The organism is Aquimarina sp. AD10, from assembly GCF_003443715.1.
Classification (GTDB): domain Bacteria; phylum Bacteroidota; class Bacteroidia; order Flavobacteriales; family Flavobacteriaceae; genus Aquimarina; species Aquimarina aggregata.
The window spans coordinates 2173188-2195980 of sequence record NZ_CP031965.1; the positions used below are offsets into that span (position 1 = coordinate 2173188).

Sequence of the window (22793 nt, forward strand, 5' to 3'; positions counted from 1 at the left end):
GTATAACACATATGTCTTTTTAGATGCATTTTTCTGTTAAACCCTAATTATACTAATGAAAGCAGAACATCTCTAGAACCAAAATACAACATATGTGGTATGATTTGTACAATCTATCGTAGATAATATATACTTATAAAGCTATTTACATTCCGTAAAATACTCGATAAAATATTTCGTAAAGTGTTTGGCAAAATGTTTCGTAAAATGTTTCGTAGAATATTATCATTGTGTAAAATCAGAAGTTCTATTTTAATTAATTTTATAACCGTTATATGCGAAATTATATCGCGAAAAAGAAATGTTAAAATAGTAAAAATAATAACTAAATGATTGTTTTAGGAGATAAAGAATATTATAAAGGAATCGGAGAAATCAAATATGAAGGGAAAGAATCCGATAATCCATTGGCCTTTAAGTATTATAACCCAGATATGGTTGTTGCAGGAAAAACAATGCGAGATCATTTTAAATTTGCCATTGCATATTGGCACACATTCTGTGGAGTAGGTTCGGATCCTTTTGGACCTGGAACACAAAAATTTGCTTGGGATCAATCTTCTGATCCTATTCAAGCAGCAAAAGATAAAGCCGATGCAGCTTTCGAATTTATAAGTAAAATGGGATTTGATTATTTCTGCTTTCATGATTATGATTTAATACAAGAAGCGCCAACATTTTCTGAATCAGAACAGCGTTTATCTACAATTACTGATTATTTAAAACAGAAAAAAGCAGCATCTGGAATAAAACTACTTTGGGGAACAGCCAATTGTTTTTCAAACCCAAGATATATGAACGGAGCCGCAACTAATCCTGATTTTAATGTTGTTGCTCGTGCTGGTGGACAAGTTAAATTAGCATTAGATGCTACAATTGCACTAGATGGAGAAAATTATGTTTTCTGGGGTGGTCGCGAAGGATATATGTCACTGCTAAATACGGATATGGGTCGGGAATTAGATCATATGGCTCAATTTTTAACTATGGCCAAAGATTATGCAAGAAGTCAAGGATTTAAAGGCACATTTTTTATTGAACCTAAACCTATGGAGCCTTCAAAACATCAATATGATTTTGATACTGCCACTTCTATTGGTTTTTTACGTGAGTATGGGCTAGACAAAGATTTTAAAATTAACATAGAAGTAAACCATGCAACGCTAGCACAGCACACTTTTCAACATGAAATTGAAGTTGCAGCCAAAGCTGGTATGTTAGGAAGTATTGATGCAAATCGTGGAGATTATCAAAATGGTTGGGATACAGATCAATTTCCTAATAACATACAAGAAACCACCGAAGCCATGTTAGTATTCTTACAATCTGGTGGATTACAAGGTGGTGGTGTAAATTTTGATGCCAAAATCAGAAGAAACTCAACCGATATAGAAGATGTGTTTCATGCACACATTGGTGGAGCTGATACTTTTGCAAGAGCATTACTTATCGCTGATAAAATCACAACCTCTTCGCCCTATAGCAAGTTAAGAGAGCAACGCTATAGTTCTTTTGATTCTGGAAAAGGAAAAGATTTTGAAGCTGGCAAATTAAATCTAAATGATCTCTATAAAATAGCTCAAGACAATGGAGAACTGGAATTGCAAAGTGGAAAACAGGAATTATTTGAAAATATAGTAAATCAATACATATAAGTATCCAACACTATTAATACTATTTCAAAAACCTTCTTAAAAACTTAAACCATTTCTTTATGTATTGTATGCTTCGAAAACATACAATACATAAAGATTATTTTTAAAATAGAGAATTACATTATTAATTATCTTAAATTGAAGATTCTGCCATAACTATAGGTTGCTGAGTTAAAAATTCAAAAGCTTAAGGGTTATTTTTTTCAAGTAAAAAATATATTTTCCTTATTTAGAAACTTTGTTTTAATGTTTATAAATAGAATTCAAAAAAGAACGGCAAAATTTAGAGCTTCTCTACTCTACCTCATATTCTTTTTAAATTCATTTTCTATTGTTTCTCAACAACATCAAGAAATAGTACTATTAGAAGCTATCGAAAACCAAGCTAGTTTATCTAATACAACTATAAATACTATCGTTCAAGATTCTGTAGGTTTTCTATGGATAGGCACCTATGATGGACTATATAGATACGATGGGCATAATTTAAAATCATTCCAATATGAACCTAACTCTAATTCTGGGCTAGCAAGTAATATAATTTTAGAATTACATATCGATAATGATAATAACCTTTGGGGAATAACCCCAACTAAAGGAATTTTTAAGCTTGATTTACGTACTGAGCAAATTGAACGCTTTCCCGAGTTAAATAAAAAGATAGTTGAATTAGGTGGAAATACAAATAGCATCTATATTCAAAATAAAAACATATGGATCGCTACTAACCTAGGTGTCATACAATTAACAAATACAAATAACACACTTGCTTTACTCCAATTTTATTCATCGTTTACAAAGAATGGTAATCACCCAATTAATAAAATAATTTGTGACGATGAAAGCCGAGTATGGCTAGGAACGAATACAGGCTTATTTTGCTTAAAAAAAACAAAATCGAAAAGCTATGATTGGCAAGAAGTTTATCTTGGAACATCTGTTTTCGATTTAAAAAAAAGAAATAATAAAATATATTTTGCATCAGCTAACCATATATTTTCTTATTCTAAAGATTCAATTTCCACAATAAAAACAATTCATCAACAAAACTTAATACGAAGACTCTCTATCGATTCTCAAAATAATCTTTGGTCCGGTTCATCAAAAAGTCTCGTTGTTTTTAATAAAACTTTAGATCAAAAGACAATGAACACTAAAAAATGTTCATTTATTAGGCCTGATAATTTTTTGAAGGATATTCGTTGTTTTTATGAAGATAGTTCTGGAGTCGTTTGGATTGGTACCGCACATGGCTTGTTTAAATATAATTATAAAAAGTCTTTGTTTAAAAGATATTACTTTACCAATAAAGACAAAAAACAAGGGCTACCTATATCTGCATTATTACCAAATACAAATCAAAGCCTATGGGTTGGCACAGAAGGAGGAGGACTCGTGTCTTTAGACAACATATATAACCAAAACTCAAATATTACACAAAAATACATTGCATTACTTGATTACAAAAATGAAGCTATTACAGCAATCGGATATGACAAAAGAAATACTTTTTTTTATGGAACAAGAGATTCACAACAACTTGTAACATTTAATTCAGATCTAGAATTAAGTTATATAAATACCTCGTCAAATTACAAACGATATATGGATATCGAAACTAATTCGAAAGGTAACATTTGGCTAGCTACCATCAATAATGGCATTACACATTTAGAGAAAAAAGATAACAATGCATTTAGCATTACGAATTATACAAAAGATCTTTCTAAAAATCATAACTTCCCTTCGAATGTTGTGCGTAGTATAGCTTTTGATGAAAACAAAAATATATGGTTCGGTACAGATAAAGGACTTGTTTTACTAACAGATACAGAAAGCAAAAAAAACAATCCTGTTTTTGAAGTTTTTCAACACAAAGCAAACACTAAAAATAGTATTAGTGCAGATTTTATATTACCCATAATAACCTCTACAGACAACACAATTTGGATCGGTACTTTTGGCGGAGGGTTAAATAAATGTCGTTTCAATGAAAAAACAGGTACTTATGATTTCACTGCATACACTACAAAAGATGGATTACAGAACAATACAATAAAAAGTCTGGCAGAAGACGATCTAGGAAATATTTGGATGGGAACCAATAGTGGCATTTCAAAATTGAATCCTAAAACTAACAATATTAAAAATTTCAGTAAAAAGGATGGTTTAACAGATAATGTTTTTATGGATTTATCTGCTACACGGCTAAGTAATGGCATGCTCGCTTTTGGAGGACAAAGTGGGTTAACCATTTTCAAACCTTCAGAAATCAAATCAAATAATTTTACTACTAACCTCGCAATTACTAAACTTGAAATAAACAATATCGAAATTAGAGTTAACACGAATTTAAATGATCGCATTTTATTAAAAAACACAATTTCTAATACTCAAAACATACTTCTTAAAACCGGTGAAAACAATATCGCAATCACATTTCAAAACCTTAATTATTCTGATCAAAACGATATATTAAGCTATAAATTAGAAGGCATTGACAAAGATTGGCGCACAACTAAAAATGCTTTGGGAATTGCCAAATACTCTAATATCCCCAGTGGAGACTATATTTTCAAAATTAAAAACTTTAGTAATCCAGACGTTAAAACCAAAACATTAAATATAAAAGTACAATCTGCTCATTCTTTTGCAATACTGTATATTCTCTTTTTTAGTATTGGAGTGGCATTAATTATATATTTTAAAACAAGGTATTCAAAAAAACAAAAATCGAAAATTTCTTCGACAAATTTAGAAGCAAAAATAAGTGCCGTAGACCAAGACTTTATTACTAAAATAGAACAAGAAATCATTATTGAACTTTCTAATCCTGATTTTACTGTAAGTCAGCTTGTACAAAAGATGGGGCTGAGTGAATATTTATGTAATAAAAAACTAAAAAAATTAACAGGATTTACAACAAATTCATACATCCGAGAACAACGTTTATTAAAAGCTTCTGAACTTTTAAGAGCATCAAACTTAACTATTGCAGAGATTACTTACAAAGTTGGTTTTAGAGATTTAGAATATTTTAGAAATTGCTTTAAAAAGAAGTATGGCAATACGCCTTCAACATACCAAAAAAATAAAACTCAACACACATAGGGCTTTATTAGTCCATTTTTAGCAAATCTCATGCTAAATTTTGTTTTTACCTGTGTTCATCAATACTTAAAAATACTAAAATTGTAGTATCATAACACAATAACAACAAAATGTTCAAAACACTTACAACCATAACAATTTTAGCACTACTTATTAGTTGCACATCAAAAACAGAAAAAGTAATAGAAACAGAATTACGATCTCCTGATAGTAAAAATACCTTTTCTTTTGACGTTGATAGTACTGGGATGATTTCATATACTGTTCATCATAATGATTTACAATTTATAGAAACCTCTAGACTAGGTTTTGAATTAAAAAAACACTCCTTAAAGAATAATTTTGAGCTGTTATCTTCGAAAAAACAAAGTAACAATAGCCAATGGAAAACTGTTTGGGGACAGAGAGAAACAATTAAAGATCATTATAATGAATTAACACTTCATTTAATGCAAAAAGAAACTAACCTTTTATTGAATATTGTTGCAAGAGCTTATGATAATGGAATTGCTTTTAGATATGTTTTTCCTGAACAAGAAAGTTTAGATGAATTTATCATTATGGATGAGCTTACAGAGTTTGATTTTGCAGGAGATTATAAAGCGTGGTGGAATTTTGCAGATTATGATAATTATGAAAAAGAATACTACAATTCTCCTATAAGTCGGATAGGTGATTCTACAAAATTTTACAGACGTCCCAATAAAGAAGAACGTCCAAATATGGCTAATACGCCTACAACCATAGAGGTAAATGATAATTTAGTAATTAGCATTCATGAAGCAGATCTTACAGATTACGCAGGAATGAACTTACTAAATACACTAAACGATTCTAAACTAAAAGCACAATTAACGCCATGGTTAAATGGAGATCTAGTAAGAGCAAAAACTCCGTTTCAATCACCTTGGAGGACCATTCAAATTTCAGAAAATGCAGGAGGATTAGTTGAGTCTGATATGATTATGAATCTTAATCCACCCAATGCTTACGAAGACACTAGCTGGATAGAAACTTATAAATATATTGGTATTTGGTGGGAACTTCATATCGGAAAAACCGCTTGGGCAGAAAAAACTCAATTCGGGAAACCAATAACCAAGCCTCATGGTGCAAATACAAAAAATGCAAAGTATCATATCGATTTTGCAGCTAAACATGGATTTCCTGATGTATTGATCGAAGGTTGGGATAAAGGTTGGGATGATATGGAAGGCTCATGGACAGGCTATGGTATATTTGATTGGAAAACATCGACAGATGATTTTGATATCAAAGAAGTATGCCAATATGCAAAAGAAAAAGGTGTTCGTATGATGATGTATCATGAAACAATATCTGACATTGATCACTATGAACCTGCTATGGACGAATTATATAAAATGTGCAGTGATCTGGGAATTAAAACTATAAAAGTTGGTTACACTGGTGATGTAAACTACGATACCGTAAAAAAAACATATAAACAACACCATCATGGTCAATATATGGTACGTCATTATAAAAAAATGGTGCAAAAAGCTGCAGAATATAAACTAATGATTGTAAATCATGAACCAATAAAATATACAGGAGAGCAACGTACATATCCAAATTTAATGGCTCGTGAAGGTGCGCGTGGACAAGAATACAATGCATGGAGTAAAGGTAATCAACCAGAACATGGTGTAGTTCTACCTTTTACTAGAATTCTAGGAGGACCAATAGATTTTACTCCGGGAATTTTTAAAATGTTCTTAGGTAAAAGAGATTGGAGTGAAGTACCGTTTCGTGTAAAAACAACATTAAGTAAACAATTAGCATATTACTTAACTATGTATAGTCCTATGCCAATGGCAGCAGATTTACCTGTTAATTATGAAGGTAACCCAGCTTTTCAGTTTATAAAAGATGTTCCTACCGATTGGTCTGATTCTAAAGTTTTAAATGCAAAAATAGGAGATTATTATACTATAGTTAGACAAGAAAAAGGAACCGATAATTGGTATTTAGGGAGTATTAGTGATGAAAATGCTCGATCCTTAGATATTGATTTATCTTTTCTTGCAAAAGGAAAAAAATATCAAGCTACTATATATGCAGATGCAAAAGATGCACATTGGTTAGAAAATCCAGAATCTTTTGAAATCATAAAAAAAGAAGTTACTTCTATGGATAAAATGACTTTGGAACTGGCTCCTGGTGGCGGACAAGCTATTGAATTTAAAACACTGTAAAGTTTAAGATTTCATGAACATATTTATATAAGTCCATTTAAATTTTCTCAAATTGAAAAAAAACTCAAAACTCATTTTAGTCCTAATCTTTAGTTTTAGCCATTCATTTATTTTTGCGCAAAAAATTTCTATATGGGAAAATCATGTAAAATTAAATTCTTGGGCTCATAAAATTCCAGTGGAGCAATCTACTGAAATAGCTAACATTGGATTTACAGGTAAACATGCCAATTATACAAATGCAGATACATGGTATCCTAGTTGGGCTTCTGACGGAAACTTATATTCTCCATGGACAGATGGAAAAATCAATAATGAATTATGTAGATCTTACCCTGGAGAAAAAGCACATACAGGTCAGGCTAAAATAGAAGGCAGCGATCCTTTGAATTTAAAAATCACTTCTTTAGGAACTACAAAAGGTAGTGCTTTACCGTATGAAGGAAGATACCCTTCCGGATCTTTAGTTTACAATGGCATCTGGTATTATGGAACATATTGCCTTCTGGACGCTCCTTCTTTAAGTATGAATTGGCCTATACTTGGGCCATTTGTTGGCTTTAGAATTTCAAATGACTATGGAAAAACCTGGAATACCCCTAAAGTATCTCCGTCCAACAATTTATTTAACGAAAAAACTGATCTGACTGCTAAACCAGTAAAGATTGGAGTTCCTCATTTTGTTGATTTTGGTAAAAATATGGAACATTCACCAGACGGGTATGCATATCTTACCTGTCATAGCGCTAGAATAGATGACAACAAACCCAGACCTGGTAATTTAAGTTGGGTTAGTGGAGATCTTATTTATCTTATTCGAGTAAAACCATCTCCCAAAACAATAAATGATAAATCACAATATGAGTTTTTTGCCGGAAAAGACGAAAACGGTAAGGAGATCTGGTCTAAAGAGTTACATGATTTAGAACCAATTTTCGAATGGAATAATAACGCCGGTAATGTAAGTATGACTTATAATGCACCTCTCAAGAAGTTTTTAATGTGCATTACCGATGGATGGCCTACAGTAAAATCAATGGATAGTTATATTTTGGAATCAGATAACATTACTGGACCGTGGAAAATAGTTTCTTATCTCAGAGATTTTGGACCACAAGCATACTTTTTAAATATCCCTTCTAAATTTATTAGCGATGATGGCAAAACAGCGTGGTTATGCTACTCTGCTAACTTTGCCTATTCAAAAAACGGTCTAGGTAACCCTACTGGCAGTAATTATAGCATGTCGTTGCATGAAATCAAATTTTTAGATAAAAAAGAATTGTCCTCAATAAAAAAATAAAATGAATCTTTATAAAATCTTCACATTATCTTTTTTTTTAAGCCTCAGTCTTTTGCAGGCTCAATATCAAAATGATTGGGAAAACCCATTAGTTGTTCAGAAAAATAGGGTACCATCAAGAGCTAGCTTATATTCATACCCATCATTAGATCAAGCTAAAACGCTAAACAGAGAAAATTCTTCTTGGTATCAATCTTTAGATGGCTTATGGAAATTTAAATGGGTATCAAAACCTGCAGACGCTCCAAATGATTTTTACAAAGAAAATTACGACGTCTCTAATTGGAATACTATCGAAGTACCTTCTAGTTGGGAAATGAAAGGATATGGAAAGGTGACTTATGTAAATTCTGGATACCCCTTTCCTAAGAATCAACCTTATATAGATCATAATCATAATCCAGTAGGTTCGTATAAACGAGAATTTGATGTTCCAAACGATTGGGGAGACAAAACTATCTTAATTAATTTTGGAGGAGTCCTAAATGCCTATTACCTCTACATAAATGGAAAAGAAGTTGGATATAACCAGGGAAGCTACACCTCATCAGAATTTGATATTACTAAATATGTTAAAAAAGGTAAAAATACTATTGCTGTTAAGGTATACCGTTGGAGTGACGGAGCCTATCTAGAAGATCAAGATCATTGGAGAATGAGCGGTATATTTAGAGAAGTATTTTTACAAGCATGGCCAAAAGTAGCTATTTCTGATGTTTTTGTGCGTACACCATTAGATCAAAACTACACTAATGCAAAGTTGCAATTACGACCTAAATTATATAGTGCATCAGCTCAAAAGTTAGATGGTTATATCGTTAAAGCAAATCTACTTGATGGAGAAAAAACAGTTTTAAAAAACCCCCTAACTATTCCTGCTAGTAAAATTAAAAATGAATGGTACCCACAAATCGATAGTCCATATTTTGCTTTATTAGAGGCAGATATTAAAAATCCAAAGAAGTGGAGTGCAGAACATCCAAATCTTTATACGCTTTTACTAACTCTAGAAAAAGATGGAAAAGTAATTCAAGCTACATCTACTAAAATTGGTTTTAGACAAATCGATATTAAGGACGGTGTACTGAAAGTAAACGGAAAACGTATTGTAATGTTTGGGGTTAATCGGCATGATCATAGTCCAACAGGTGGTAAAACTGTTACACGAGAGGAAATATATCAAGATCTTATGATTTTGAAACAAAATAATATGAATTTAATCAGGACCTGCCACTATCCAAATGATCCATATCTCTATGAATTGTGTGATGAACTAGGAATTTATGTCATGGATGAAGCAAATATAGAAACTCATGGTATGAGAGGCGAACTTTCTAATAGGCCAGAATGGGCGTATTCTTTTTTAGATCGTGCTATTAAAATGGTTGAGCGAGATAAAAATCATCCATCTGTTGTATTTTGGTCGTTAGGAAATGAATCAGGTGCCGGACCAAATCATTCTGCAATGTCAGGTTGGATCAAAGAGTACGACCCTACTCGACCAATTCATTCTGAAGGAGCTCAGGGGGATCAAAGCAATCCTAAATATATTAAACATAGTAACGAAAAATGGTCTTATGGAATTTTAAATCCTAATGATAGATCCTATGTAGACATGATAAGTAGAATGTATGCACCTGTAACAATGCTTAAACAACTAGCAACTAATACAAGAGATCGACGTCCTATTTTTAATTGTGAATTTGCTCATGCCATGGGAAACTCTCTAGGTGGATTAAAACACTATCTTGAGATCACACGCAAATACCCCAACATTATTGGGGGTGCAATCTGGGATTATATCGATCAAGGAATCTCTTTAAAGACAAAACAAGGAGTACCCTATTGGGGATATGGAAATGATCCTAATGAAAATTTTGGAGCACATCCAGGTCGTTTTAATTTTCTAATTAATGGGATTATCAACCCAGACAGAAGTCCCAAACCAGCATTGTATGAATGTAAAAAGGTTTTTCAACCTATAGAGTTTTCAAAAATAAACGAATCTAACTTAAGTTTTACTATCAAAAACTGGCATCATTTTACTAACCTAGATTCTTTTACTTTTAAATGGAACCTTAAAGCTAATGGAGTAATTATCAAATCAGGAAATTTACCAACAATTAACTGCAACCCTTCTGAAAAAAAGACAATTACACTTCCTTTTACTCTAAAAAAAGAACCTGGAGTAGAGTACAATATTCATATAGCTGCTTTCACTAAAACATTAACAAAATATGCTAAACCAGGTCATGAAGTAGCTTGGGAGGATCTAGTACTTTCTAAAATACCTAAACATGAGAAAAATAGTTCTTCAAATGTGATTATTTCTGAGACTACAGATTTTGTTTTGATAAAAACGAACACTTACGAGGCAAAAATTAATAAAAGCACTGGGTATATATCTTCTTACGTTGCTCATAACAAACCTATATTGCTTTCGCCATTAAAAGCTAATTTTGTGAGAGCATCTACAGATAATGATCGTGCTAGAGGTAATAAAATTAATCAAAGATCTCGAGGTTGGAAAACCATTGCTGACAGTATAAAAATAAAAGATATTAGTATCAAAAACAATATAATTTCGGTTAATAGTACTTCGAGTTTTACTTCAAATTTAATGCTAACGTATCAATTTTTAGACCAAGGAATTAAAGTAAATTTTAAAGTCAATACTCCTAAGAGTGCACCAGATTTGATTCGATTCGGAATGCAAACTACAATCCCCGATACTTTTAGAACTACTGAGTATTATGGAAAAGGTCCTCATGAAAATTATTCTGACCGAAAAGAAGGCGCAAAATTAAGTTTACATACATGTGAAACAAACAAAATGAGTTTTGACTATATCTATCCACAAGAAAACGGAAATCGCAGTGATGTACGTTCGTTACACTTAGTGGGACCAACTAAAACTCTTAACATTAAAGGGTATCCCACTGTAGACTTTTCTATTTGGCCGTATACACAAGAAAATTTGGAAGAAGCCACTCATACTTATGACCTTAAAACAAACTCTTTTTATACACTGAACATTGACCATGCACAACTAGGAGTTGGTGGTGATGATAGTTGGAGTCAAAGCGCTATTGCACTACTCCCCTATCAATTAACCAAAAATGAATATGAATATTCTTTCATGTTTTACGCTGAGAAAAACAATAAAAATTAATCAAATTATAATTATAAATCCCTACTTGGCGTTTTGGTATCTCGTATCTTTTTATAATTTGTAAACATTTGATCAATTCTTTCTTTATGTTTTGGACGATCTATTAGGTTATCTTCTTCTTTTTCTGAAGGAGATTGATCTAAATTAAATAAAGCTATAGGCTTGATTTCATCTTTATCATATTTAATAATTAATTTCCAGGCTTGATCTCGATAAGCAACTTCTTTACCTGTACCTCCTTGAATCATTAATACTTTTCTTGTATCTACTTCTTGTTTCAATAAAACAGGTAATAGACTTGATGAATCCATTGCTTGATTATCAGGGATTTTCTTGTTTGTTATATCTGCTAGTGTGGCTAAAATATCTGTTCCGGACACCAAAGTTTTTGATATCGTATTCGGTTTAATTTTTTCTGGCCATACTACTATAAACGGAACTCTATGTCCTCCTTCATAAATTTGATTTTTAGCACCTCTGTAAATATCACTAGGTCTATGCCCTGTTGCCATTGTTTCTTTAAATGTTAATCCTCCGTTATCTGATGTAAATATAAATACTGTGTTTTCATACAGCTTATTTTTCTTCAAAGCAGTAATCAACATATTCATTTGCACATCCATCTCTGCAATCATGTCTAGATGATAATTTGCATTAGTTCCTCTAACTTTCTTACCATTCAAAGAGTCAGATGGTGTATGTGGTTTATGTACTGCTTGAGTGCAGTAATACATAAAAAAAGGTTTTTCTTTATCCACATTATTGATATAATCTACGGCCTTAGTAGCTAAAAGAGGTCCTATTTTAAATGGATTCCATTCTGTATCACCTAAACCTTCGTCTTTATCCAATTTTACTTTTAATGCATTCATCTTTTCTTGGGTAATTAACCCAATTTTAGAGTTATCATTTAAAGGCATCCATTTTTCATTTTCATAAATAGCATATGGTACATCTTGAATTCCTGCCGGAAACATTAAACTATAATCAAATCCGTTTTGTTGAGGCCCTGCGCCTACAATTTGATTAATATCAATATCTGTTTGTGTTTTCCAACGTGGTCCTCTATATATTTCAGTAGTACTACCTTTTCGATACCAGTCACCTCCCATATGCCATTTTCCAAAAAATGCAGTATGGTAACCGGCTTGTTTCATCAATTTCCCTAGAGTTAGATCTGTTTTTTTAATTGGGGATTCCTGATATGATCCCCATACTCCCCAAGGTGCATAACTATGGTATGTATTATTACCCGTCATGATACTATATCTCGAAGGAGCACAAAGGGCAGTTGGAGAATGTGCATCTGTAAAAGACATACCTGCTTTCATTAACTGATCCATTTGTGGGGTTTCTACTATGATTTTTTTTGAATGTGCTTTTCGGTATCCAGATATATCACCTAATCCTATATCATCTGCTAAAACCACAACAATATTAGGTTTTTGAACTTTAGCCTGAGAAAGCCCATTAAAACAACAAACAACACTTAGTAATTGGATAAGAAGCCTATTTTTCATGTTTTTATATTTTATAACAGCAATTTATGGTTAATGACAAGAATTATTTACTAATTATGTTTTTATATGTTGTTCTTATGTATTGCACGACAAATCTATTATTTGAATCTAATTTCTAATATTATATAGAATCATTTAGCCTAGAGTTTTACACATATGTTATGCCTACGCTTAGTATCAATTCAGATTTTAGCAGTAATAAATTAAAAACAAAATTTACTAGATGACATTCAAAAAAGTTCTTTCTATCGTGTGTTGTACGCTCGCAACGATATATTCTGTAACAGCCCAAAATCCTTTGGTAACACATTTATATACCGCTGACCCAACAGCTCGTGTTTTTGATGATATACTTTATATTTATCCATCACATGATATCGAGGGTTGTACTGAAGATCAAGGGTCTAATGGATTTTGTATGCCCGATTATCATATTTTTTCGACTACAGATTTAATAAATTATAGAGATCATGGTGTAGCTCTTGATCAAAACGATGTGCCTTGGGGTCAAAAGAATATGTATGGAATGTGGGCTCCCGATTGTATAAAAAAAGGAGATAAATACTACTACTATTATCCAGGGATGCCAGAAGACAAAAGTGCCTTTAGACGTGTTGGCGTAGGAATATCGGACAGCCCGACAGGACCATTTACATGGGAAAAGGATTATATAAAAGGAATTCAGGGTATTGACCCAAACCCTTTTGTAGATGATGATGGCAAAGCATATATTTATTATGGTGGAGGTAAAGGTACTGGTGCATTAAAAGTAGCAAGATTAAAAGACAATATGACTGAAATTGAAGGAAAACCGGAGGATATTATTGGTATTCCTGAAGAAGGTTATAGAGAAGCCTCTTTCATGTTTAAAAGAAATGGTCTTTACTATTTCTCTTGGGGTCGTGTAAATCAAAATAATTATGAAATTGAATATGCTACCAGTAAAAGTCCAATGGGTCCATTTGATTTTCAAGGAGTTATTATGCCAAATATTGATAACGGTACGAACCACCACTCTATTGTAGAATATAAAGGAAAATGGTATTTATTTTATCATTATTGGTCTTTAAGCAACCACAATAGATTACGATCTATGAGAGCCGACGAAATCATATTTAATAAAAATGGAAGTATTGTTCCTAAAGTAGCTACTTTAAGAGGAATCGGAACACCTAAAGCAGGAGATCTTATTCAATTAGATCGCTATAATGATCTTGTTAATGCTAAAATTAGTCTATTAAAAGATCAACCTACAAAAGGTTGGCAAATAGATTATATTAAAGAGTACGGTTGGGTCCAATTTGATAGAGTATTGTTTGAAAAAGGTAAGCAAAATAAATTTACTGCTCGTGTGGCTAGTGGTTCGCAAGGAGGTACTTTAGAAATACGCATTGATAACCCTCAGGGTCCTTTATTAGCAAGAATAAAAATCGAAAATACAGGTGGATGGAATAATTGGAAAGAAATAACCGCTCCTTTTATAAATCAAACCAAAGGTGTTAAAAATATATTTGCAACTTTCAAAGGTCCTAAAGGATATTTATACAATCTTGACTGGATAAAATTTGAATAAGTATTTTTTATAGTACAAAGGACACTAAAAGTTGTGTACACAACTTTTAGTGTCCTTTGTGTTTTACAGTAAACTGCATTCTACTCTTCTTGTAACAGACTGTTATTTCAAGAAAAATATCAACAAAATATTGGGTTTGTATTCTATTAGACAATCTTAGATAAAAAAATAAATAGAATTTAAAAGTTGGGACTTATTTGGTAATACTAACGTATTTCTTAGATTATTTTATCACATCCTTTACACATCTAAAACCAGTATGTTCTAAACCTGAGTCTGGAGTAGAACTCATTCTTGCGGCTGCTCTATATCCTGTGCAATAACTTTCACTACACAAAAAAGAACCTCCTCTTACTACTTTATGCTGTTCTTGATTATAGTATTTTTTAAAATAACCATCTTCTCTTTTGTCAAGTTGTAAATATGCATCTGGATAATATGTATCCAAACACCACTCCCAAACATTACCTGCCATATCCAATAATCCAAATCCATTTTCAGGAAATGATCCTACACTAGATGTTTTTACATAAGAATCCTCTAAGTTATTAGACATGGGAAAATTTCCTTGAAAAAAATTAGCATACTTTGTAGCACTTTTAAAATCATCTCCCCAAAAATAGATATTGTCTTTTCTTCCTCCTCTTGCCGCATATTCCCATTCTACCTCTGTAGCTAAACGTTTCCCAGCCCAAAATGAATATGCCATTGCATCATACCAAGAAACTTGTACTACTGGATGGTTATCCTTACCCTCTATTGTACTGTTTGGCCCATATGGTTTTTTCCAATTTGCGCCTGCTTCAAATTTCCACCACATCTTAGGATTAGTTTCATCAAAAACTAACGCTCCGGGATCATATACTTTACCTTGAATTTCAATTTCTCTTTCTGCTGTAGTTACATATCCTGTTTGCTCTACAAATTCTCTAAACTGTTTATTAGTAACCTCGGTTTTATCTACCCAAAAATCTTTGACCTCTTCTTTATGTCTCGGAAATTCATCTCTTCGAGCTTGATCACTTATACCACCCATTAAAAAGATACCTCCTTTTACTTTTATCATACTAAGCGTATCTATATCAGATTTCTTTTTCTTTGGTAACTGTAAAATTTCTTTTAAATAAATCTCGTGATAAGATAGTTTCTTTTCTTCTACCTTCTCAATTATATCGGCACTACTCTCTCTTTCTTTATTCTTATTACAAGATGTTAGTATACCAATGCATACTAATACCAAAATATATGTTTTCTTATATTTCATCATAATCATCAAAATATTAAATAGCAGAACAAAAGTGAACTTTTTGCATCTAGAAAAAATCAATAACAAATTTAAACTTTCATATAACAATAAACGATTATAAATCTGTATAAAAATAGACCATATGAACAATAATAAAACAGTTAATAACAAACAAGATATTTTTATGTCTGATTATAAATTTATGTAATACCAAGACCTATAAATCTTAGTTCACAAACGACGAAAACTATATATTACATAATCCAAAAATAAGACAAGGTTTCATTGATAATTTGTCGTATTTTGAGCCTTAAAAGTATGTTAATATTAAAACTTTAACTTATCCTAAACAATTAAAACATTTGTTTCATTAATTAAGACATTTGTTACTCTGGATAAATTAAAATATGTGAATTTTTGTTAAAATTAATGGGAAAACCTAAATTCAAACAACAAAAATCATACAATATGAAATTTAATTTACTTGCTAATTGCAAGAACAAAAGCTATTATGCATTGATTTTATTTATAATGGGTTTTGGCGCAATTCATGCACAATCAATAACAATAAGTGGAGCAGTTTCCGATGGAGACGGCATTCCCCTGTTAGGAGTAAATGTATTAGTCAAAGGTACGAGTAATGGAACGGTCACGGATTTTGATGGACTTTATGAAGTAAAGGCTAATGTTGGCGACATATTAGTATTTACGTCTATTGGATTCGAAGCAAAAGAAGTCACTGTAGGGTCAGAATCTAAAATAAACATTTCATTAACTAGTAATGTTTCTGAACTAGATGAAGTTATTGTTGTCGGATATCAAACTCAGACCAAAAGAGAAATATCTGGATCGATAAGTCAGGTTAAAAGTGAAGTATTAGAACGACAAGCCGTTGGAAACTTTGCTGAAGCACTTCAAGGTCAATTAGCCGGAGTTAATGTACAGGCGCAAAGTGGTGCTCCTGGTGCTAGGGTTAACATCCAAATTCGTGGTGCTAACTCATTGGCCAGTTCAGGAACTCAAGGATTAGATCCACTTGCTGGAGAAATCAACCCTGCAAATAACGCATTAGGACCATTATATATTATAGATGGTGTTCCTTTTTCGGATAATCCAAACTTAAGTCCAAACGAAATCGAATCTATCGAGGTTCTTAAGGATGCAGCAACAGCGGCTATTTATGGATCTAGAGCTTCTGGTGGAGTTATTATCATAACTACTAAAAGAGCGAAACCGGGAAGTTTAAAATTTAACTTTTCTACATATACTTCTGTAAATAGAATTACATCTAGTGTACCAACACTTACAGGAAGCGAAGCTATTGCAACAGACATACAATTTATTGAGAATTCAGGATTGTCATTTGAAAGTAGTGGTATTTTAAATAGAAATCCAGATGCTTTAAATAACAATACAGATTGGCAAGATATTATCCTTAATAATAATGCCGTTACTACAAATTATAATTTTAAACTTTCTGGAGGTAGTGATACGGCAAACTTTAGTTTAGTATTGGATCATCTAGATCAAGATGGTGTATTAATAAATTCAGATTTTAAAAGAACTAATTTAAGACTTAATAGTAATTTTAAGACAGGGAAATTTTCTTTATTCTCTAGTATGAATTTAAGTCGATCTGATGCCAATAGAGAACCTTGGGCTATCCTTTATGATGCAGTAACTGCTTCTGCTACAGAACAAGGTCCTGATCGATTAGGTGCCGGAAACGAATTAGGAGGTAATGCAGATCAATTCAATGTTCTTGGAAACATTCTTCAAAAATTACAAGAAGTTAGTACTAACGAGAGTAATTCTGCTGGTGGTACTTTACAATTTAGATACGAACTAGCTGATGGGTTGAGTGCTAGACTTAACCTTAGTGGTAATAGAACACAAACAAGAGGAATATTTTTCCAACGTTCTTTTCGATTTGTTGATGATGAAACAGGAGAAATATTAGTTGGTAGAGAAGATGCTGCAATAGCAAAACTTCAAGAATCAACTACAACATTTCAACAAACTTCTGTAGAAGGTATTTTAGATTATAATAAAACATTTGGTAAACATAAATTATCTGCTCTGGTTGGATATACTTTAGAAAACAGGTTATGGGCAACTACTAGAACAAGTGTAAGAGGATTTAGATCAAATGACCTACCAACTATTGATCAAGCCATTGATAGAGAAAACATTAATGTACAAGGTCAAGATACAGATTCGGCTCTTTTAGGAGCGATAGGGACTTTAGGGTACAACTATGATGGTAGATATTTATTAAGAGCGAATGTAAGATCAGATAGCTCAAGTAAATTCGCAGAAGGAAATCGAGTAGGTGTATTTTATGGTGCATCATTTGCATGGAATATTAGTAATGAAGAGTTTTTCAAAAATGCTTCTGCCCTATCTTTTATTAGTGATTTAAAGTTAAGAGCTAGTTACGGTGAAGTTGGTAATCAAAACATTGGTGACTTTAGAACACTTCCTCTAATTAATAATAATCTAAATGTACCAATTGGTAACGACGGAGGAATTGTTAATGGTTTAAATCAAACTAGAATTTTTAATGAAAACCTACAGTGGGAGACTAGTATCTCTCAAAACTTAGGTATAGATCTTAATCTTTTCAATAATTCTGTAACCATTGTTGGAGAATATTACAAAGTAGAAAAAGATGATCTACTATTTGATTTAGTTATTCCTGCTTCTTCTGGAGCCGATCCAGACGGAAACAATGGTGCTCGTATTGCCAGTAATATTGGTGCCCTTACTAACGAAGGGTTAGAGATTACTGCTGGATATAAAAATAATTCTCGTGCACTTAAATGGGGTATCAATGGTACGTATACCATGAATATTAATGAAGTAACAAGACTAGCTGGTAGTACTTCTCAAATTGTAGGAGATAGACTTACGCCTGGTAGCAATAGAATTTCTACATTACCTGTGAATTTTGCAAGAGAAGGGTTTCAAGCGGGAGCTTTTTTCTTATTAAATACGGACGGGATAATACGTACTCAAGAAGAGTTAGATGAATATTTATTGCTTGGTGGTCTTACCGATGGTGCTCAAATTGGAGATGTTAGACTTGTTGATGCTAATGGAGATGGAACTATTGATTTTGACAACGATAGAGTTTTTAAAGGTAATAACACTCCTGATTTTGAAGTAGGACTAAATATAAATTTAGATTATAAAAATTGGGATTTTAATATGAGTTGGTTTGGATCTTATGGTAGTAAAATACTAAACGGACCTAAGGCGTTAGCGTATGATTCTCAAAATCATAGAGATTTATTATTTGCGTTTACACCTACCAATACAACATCAGATATTCCGATCAATAGAAGAGGTGGTGAAACTACGAACTACTCTCCTATTACTGACATCTTTTTAGAAGATGGAGATTATATAAGACTTAGAAACATTCAATTAGGATATAGTCTTCCTCAAGACATCTTAAAAAAGCATGGAATTGCTAAATTTAGAATATACTTAGGAGCATCAAATTTACTTACTATAACCAACTATACTGGATTTGATCCTGAAGTTGGAGGTGATGGATTATTCTCAAGAGGTTTAGATAGAGGATTAACACCGATAACTGCGTCTGGTAGAATTGGTCTAGAAGTTGGATTTTAAAAAATAAAAAGATGAAAAAAATAGTTATAATATTATCCCTAATAAGTATCGTTGCAGTTATAACGGGGTGTAGTCAAGACGAATTCCTTAACGTCGAAAATAGAAACTCTTTGAATGCAGAAAACTTCTGGCAAAACCAAAGAGATGCAGAATCGGGAATATTTTCTGTGTATAGTTCACTTCAGTTTACAGGTGTTCTTGGAGGAACTTCGGTAACAAACTTCGCTTTATTATCAGAGGCTAGTAGAACAGGAAATATAGGTTTCAGTGCCGAAACACTTGAAATTGATAATGCTATAATCAACTCTGCCAATCCTAGATTTTTTGATATGTGGGAAGATTTATACAGAGTCGTATTTAGAGCTAATCAAGTAATTAAAAATGTTCCTGGTATCGAAATGGATGAAACCGCAAAAAGAGAAATATTAGGTGAAGCTTATTTCTTACGTGGACTAGCAATGTTTTGGTTAGGAACTACTTTTAATCAAGGTGATGTTCCGTTACCATTAATTCCTGCCGCTAGTCTTGAAGAAAGTAGATTATCTATTTCTCCAAAAGCACAAGTATTTGAACAAATATTTTCTGATTTACAATTAGCTCAAAACAATTTAAGAGATCGATTAAACTGGACAGGCGAAGGTCAAGAAGGTCGAGCCACTTGGGGAGCTGCAACTGCTATTTTAGGAAAAGTTTATCTATATGAAGAAAATTTCAGCAGAGCGAGAGAAGAGTTTTTAAAAGTAATCAACTCTAATGAATACTCTCTTACTGCCAATATAGAAGATAACTTTACTGAAGCAGGAGAATTTAATTCTGAATCTATATTTGAAGTTCAATTTTTTGCAAACCTAGAAAATAACGGAAATTTTGGTGATGGTGAAGGTTCGCAGCCTAATGAATCTACTTTAAGAGGTACATCTTGGGTAAGAGGTAACGGTGGTTTTGGTGCTGTATTTGCTACGCATTTCATTTCTTCACTTTATCGTAATGAAGTTATTGATCCTAATTTACCAATTAATCAAGCGCCTGTTACTGTATATGATGATGAAAGTAACCCAAGTGAAGAAGCAAGAAAATTCTCTACAAGAAGTGAAGCATCAATAGCCTATGAAGGTGATGGTTCGTTATTTTATGGGACTTCAACTAGAGAAGGCTTTATTAGAGTTGTATCTAGAGCACATATAAAAAAGAATACACATTACTTTGAAAATAGAGAACCTAGAAATTCCGGGATTAATGAACGTATAATTCGTTTAGCAGATGTTTATTTAATGTATGCAGAAGCTGTGTTACGTGAACAAGGAGATGCAGGTATTACTGAAGCATTAACCTATATAAACCAAGTTAGACAACGATCTGGATTAATTACCTTAGAAGCTTTATTTGAAGGTGTTGGTACACCACCAATACTCAGAAATACTTTTCCTGATTTAACAGATGCAGAAATATTAGCACTAGTTCCTGATGTTCATCCATCTCTTATGATCGAACGTCAAGATTTAACCGCCGATAATATTATTATTCACCTATTTAATAAAGAAAGACCAGCAGAGTTTGCTTGGGAAGGTAGAGGTATTTTATGGCATGATTTAAGAAGAAGACCAGATGGAGGCGCTAATCGTATTAGAGAATTAGGAGAAATTCGCTATACAACAACAACTTTAGACGTTCAAAACTTTGAGTTATTAGAAGAGTTTGTCGATAATTCTTTACAAGATTTTAGAGATCGAAAAGTGAATTTTACAGAAGATGATTATTTCTTCCCTATTCCTGCTCAAGAAATCTTGCAGAATCCAAATATAAATAATTAACATTTTTAAATAATTAATTATGAAAAATATATTTAAAAAGACTCTTTTTATTTGTTTGAGTATGGTGTTAATTTTAGCATGTACTACAAATGATTATGAGGAACCAGAAAATACTACTGCTGGTAGAGCTTTTGGGATCAACAGTTTTGATAGAGGTCGCAGAGGAGAAACTATTGACGTTCGTGTCGGTACAAGTGAAGTAGAATTTAGAGATTTATCAATTTTAGCAAGTGGCAGAACCTGGACATTTCCTGAGGGTGCTGTAGATATTCTTGGAAGTGACAATGATACAACCACAGATCTTGAAGTTTTTAGTGTAACATTTAGAAGAACAGGCCCTGTAGATGTACTTTTAGAACCTGTATTTGACGGTCCTGTACCAGACGAAGTAGCAACAGAAACGTTTACATTTAATGCTCTAGATCAAATTGCTGCTAGTTTCAGTGTAGATCTTCCTATTGTAAATAATGCATTTCAAGTAGAAGCCGGTACAGAAGTTACTTTTACCAATACCAGTACTGAAACAGAAAGTGCCGAATGGAGAGTAATAAATACGACCACTGGTAAAGAAGAAGACCTTATAACAACTACTGATTTAGTATTTCAATTTAAAGCTCTTGGAGAATACATTGTAGGATTAAGAGCTTTTGATGATGCGCCTTTTTCTTCATCAATTTCTGCCGTTCAAGTTAGAGTGATTCCTTCATCTCAACCTCTTGTCCCTGATACCGATATAGATGAAAATGAAGCAGGTCAAATTATACTTAAATACTCTAGAGATTTAGATGTTACAACTCTAGATCCAATTTCGAGTTTTACACTAACAGTAGATGGTGCACCTGCTACGATTACTTCTGTAGCTATAGATCCGGATAATTTATCTAATATTATTATTACTCCAGAAGTAAATATCAAAAATACGCAAACAGCTACATTAGCATATACAGTTACCAGTTTAACATCTACAGATGCAGCTACTGCAGAATCTTTACCAGAAACTGCAATTAATGCGTTTACTCCAAATCTATTTGTATTAGATCCAACTTTTGAAGAAGGTCCGATACAATGGGGTACTCCATTTGGTAATAATACCGATGGTGTTGTTAGAGAGCTTGTTTCTCCCGGTAATAATAGTAATAATGCAATGGGGATTACAGTTAATACTGATACAAATGCTCAAGTTGCAATTGGTGGTGCAGTCGAACTGAAAGCCGGTAGTAGAATAACGCTTAAATTCGATTATCTTTTACCAACAACTTGGACTGGCGGTGAATGGAATACAAGGATGTACCCTGCAGGAGCATTCAACGATGACTTCAGAACTTTTCACGGTACTTGTTGTGGTCTTATTGCAGATGGTGAATGGCATACAAGAACAGTTCCTTTAGTTGGATCTGGAGGAGCAGGAACTGTAGTTTCAGAAGATATGACAGTATCTTTCTTCTTACAAATAATTGCAAATACTTCTGCAGATACGCAGATTCTTTTCGACAACTTTGTAGTCGAAAGTGTAGAAGAATAAAATAAAAATTATAAAGGCCGTAGTA

The 22793-nt window shown here is 32.6% G+C and carries 11 protein-coding genes; 9 read left to right on the forward strand and 2 right to left on the reverse strand.

Going from position 1 to position 22793, the window contains the following annotated elements:
- Nucleotides 1-329: 329 nt before the first annotated feature.
- The 5 genes from xylA to D1816_RS09165 all read left to right on the forward strand — a co-directional run bounded on the left by xylA (nt 330) and on the right by D1816_RS09165 (nt 11457).
- Nucleotides 330-1655, forward strand: coding sequence for a xylose isomerase (gene xylA, locus D1816_RS09145; protein WP_066319478.1), 1326 nt, complete (start codon nt 330-332; stop codon nt 1653-1655).
- Between the two features lie 246 nt (nt 1656-1901).
- Nucleotides 1902-4766 (forward strand): two-component regulator propeller domain-containing protein, encoded by a 2865-nt coding sequence (locus D1816_RS09150; RefSeq protein WP_118502387.1) that lies wholly within the window; start codon nt 1902-1904, stop codon nt 4764-4766.
- A gap of 110 nt (nt 4767-4876) precedes the next feature.
- Nucleotides 4877-6982, forward strand: a complete 2106-nt coding sequence (locus D1816_RS09155) for a glycoside hydrolase family 97 protein (RefSeq protein WP_118502389.1) — start codon at nt 4877-4879, stop codon at nt 6980-6982.
- Nucleotides 6983-7034: 52 nt separating this feature from the next.
- A complete protein-coding gene (locus tag D1816_RS09160) occupies nt 7035-8285 on the forward strand; it encodes a DUF4185 domain-containing protein (RefSeq protein ID WP_118502391.1) in 1251 nt (416 codons plus the stop codon).
- 52 nt (nt 8286-8337) lie between these two features.
- Entirely contained in the window at nt 8338-11457 is a 3120-nt protein-coding gene (locus D1816_RS09165; protein WP_158597758.1) for a glycoside hydrolase family 2 TIM barrel-domain containing protein, read from the forward strand.
- A gap of 11 nt (nt 11458-11468) precedes the next feature.
- On the opposite strand, the gene D1816_RS09170 is transcribed toward D1816_RS09165, so the two are convergent.
- On the reverse strand, nt 11469-12977 hold the full coding sequence (locus D1816_RS09170) for an arylsulfatase (RefSeq protein ID WP_118502395.1): 1509 nt from the start codon (nt 12975-12977) through the stop codon (nt 11469-11471).
- 223 nt (nt 12978-13200) lie between these two features.
- Here D1816_RS09170 and D1816_RS09175 point away from each other — a divergent pair, with 223 nt between their 5' ends.
- Entirely contained in the window at nt 13201-14550 is a 1350-nt protein-coding gene (locus tag D1816_RS09175; RefSeq protein ID WP_082832601.1) for a family 43 glycosylhydrolase, read from the forward strand.
- A 223-nt stretch (nt 14551-14773) separates the two neighbouring features.
- Here D1816_RS09175 and D1816_RS09180 read toward each other — a convergent pair whose 3' ends face one another.
- Nucleotides 14774-15817 carry a formylglycine-generating enzyme family protein gene (locus D1816_RS09180; protein ID WP_233565286.1) on the reverse strand — a complete coding sequence of 348 codons (1044 nt, stop codon included), beginning with the start codon at nt 15815-15817 and terminating at the stop codon, nt 14774-14776.
- Nucleotides 15818-16264: 447 nt separating this feature from the next.
- Here D1816_RS09180 and D1816_RS09185 point away from each other — a divergent pair, with 447 nt between their 5' ends.
- The 3 genes from D1816_RS09185 to D1816_RS09195 are packed head-to-tail and all read left to right on the forward strand — an operon-like array spanning nt 16265 to nt 22768.
- Nucleotides 16265-19435, forward strand: a complete 3171-nt coding sequence (locus D1816_RS09185; RefSeq protein ID WP_158597759.1) for a TonB-dependent receptor — start codon at nt 16265-16267, stop codon at nt 19433-19435.
- An 11-nt stretch (nt 19436-19446) separates the two neighbouring features.
- Nucleotides 19447-21246 carry a RagB/SusD family nutrient uptake outer membrane protein gene (locus D1816_RS09190; RefSeq protein WP_118502401.1) on the forward strand — a complete coding sequence of 600 codons (1800 nt, stop codon included), beginning with the start codon at nt 19447-19449 and terminating at the stop codon, nt 21244-21246.
- A 19-nt stretch (nt 21247-21265) separates the two neighbouring features.
- Nucleotides 21266-22768: a hypothetical protein gene (locus D1816_RS09195; protein WP_118502403.1), complete on the forward strand. Its 1503-nt coding sequence runs from the start codon at nt 21266-21268 to the stop codon at nt 22766-22768.
- Nucleotides 22769-22793: the final 25 nt, after the last annotated feature.

Excerpts from the sequence above, each read along its gene's own strand:
- D1816_RS09190 (WP_118502401.1), top strand. The coding sequence starts at position 19,447 with ATGAAAAAAATAGTTATAATATTATCCCTAATAAGTATCGTTGCAGTT.
- D1816_RS09180 (WP_233565286.1), bottom strand. The coding sequence starts at position 15,817 with ATGATGAAATATAAGAAAACATATATTTTGGTATTAGTATGCATTGGT.
- D1816_RS09150 (WP_118502387.1), top strand. The coding sequence starts at position 1,902 with ATGTTTATAAATAGAATTCAAAAAAGAACGGCAAAATTTAGAGCTTCT.
- D1816_RS09155 (WP_118502389.1), top strand. The coding sequence starts at position 4,877 with ATGTTCAAAACACTTACAACCATAACAATTTTAGCACTACTTATTAGT.
- D1816_RS09175 (WP_082832601.1), top strand. The coding sequence starts at position 13,201 with ATGACATTCAAAAAAGTTCTTTCTATCGTGTGTTGTACGCTCGCAACG.
- D1816_RS09185 (WP_158597759.1), top strand. The coding sequence starts at position 16,265 with ATGAAATTTAATTTACTTGCTAATTGCAAGAACAAAAGCTATTATGCA.
- xylA (WP_066319478.1), top strand. The coding sequence starts at position 330 with ATGATTGTTTTAGGAGATAAAGAATATTATAAAGGAATCGGAGAAATC.
- D1816_RS09170 (WP_118502395.1), bottom strand. The coding sequence starts at position 12,977 with ATGAAAAATAGGCTTCTTATCCAATTACTAAGTGTTGTTTGTTGTTTT.
- D1816_RS09195 (WP_118502403.1), top strand. The coding sequence starts at position 21,266 with ATGAAAAATATATTTAAAAAGACTCTTTTTATTTGTTTGAGTATGGTG.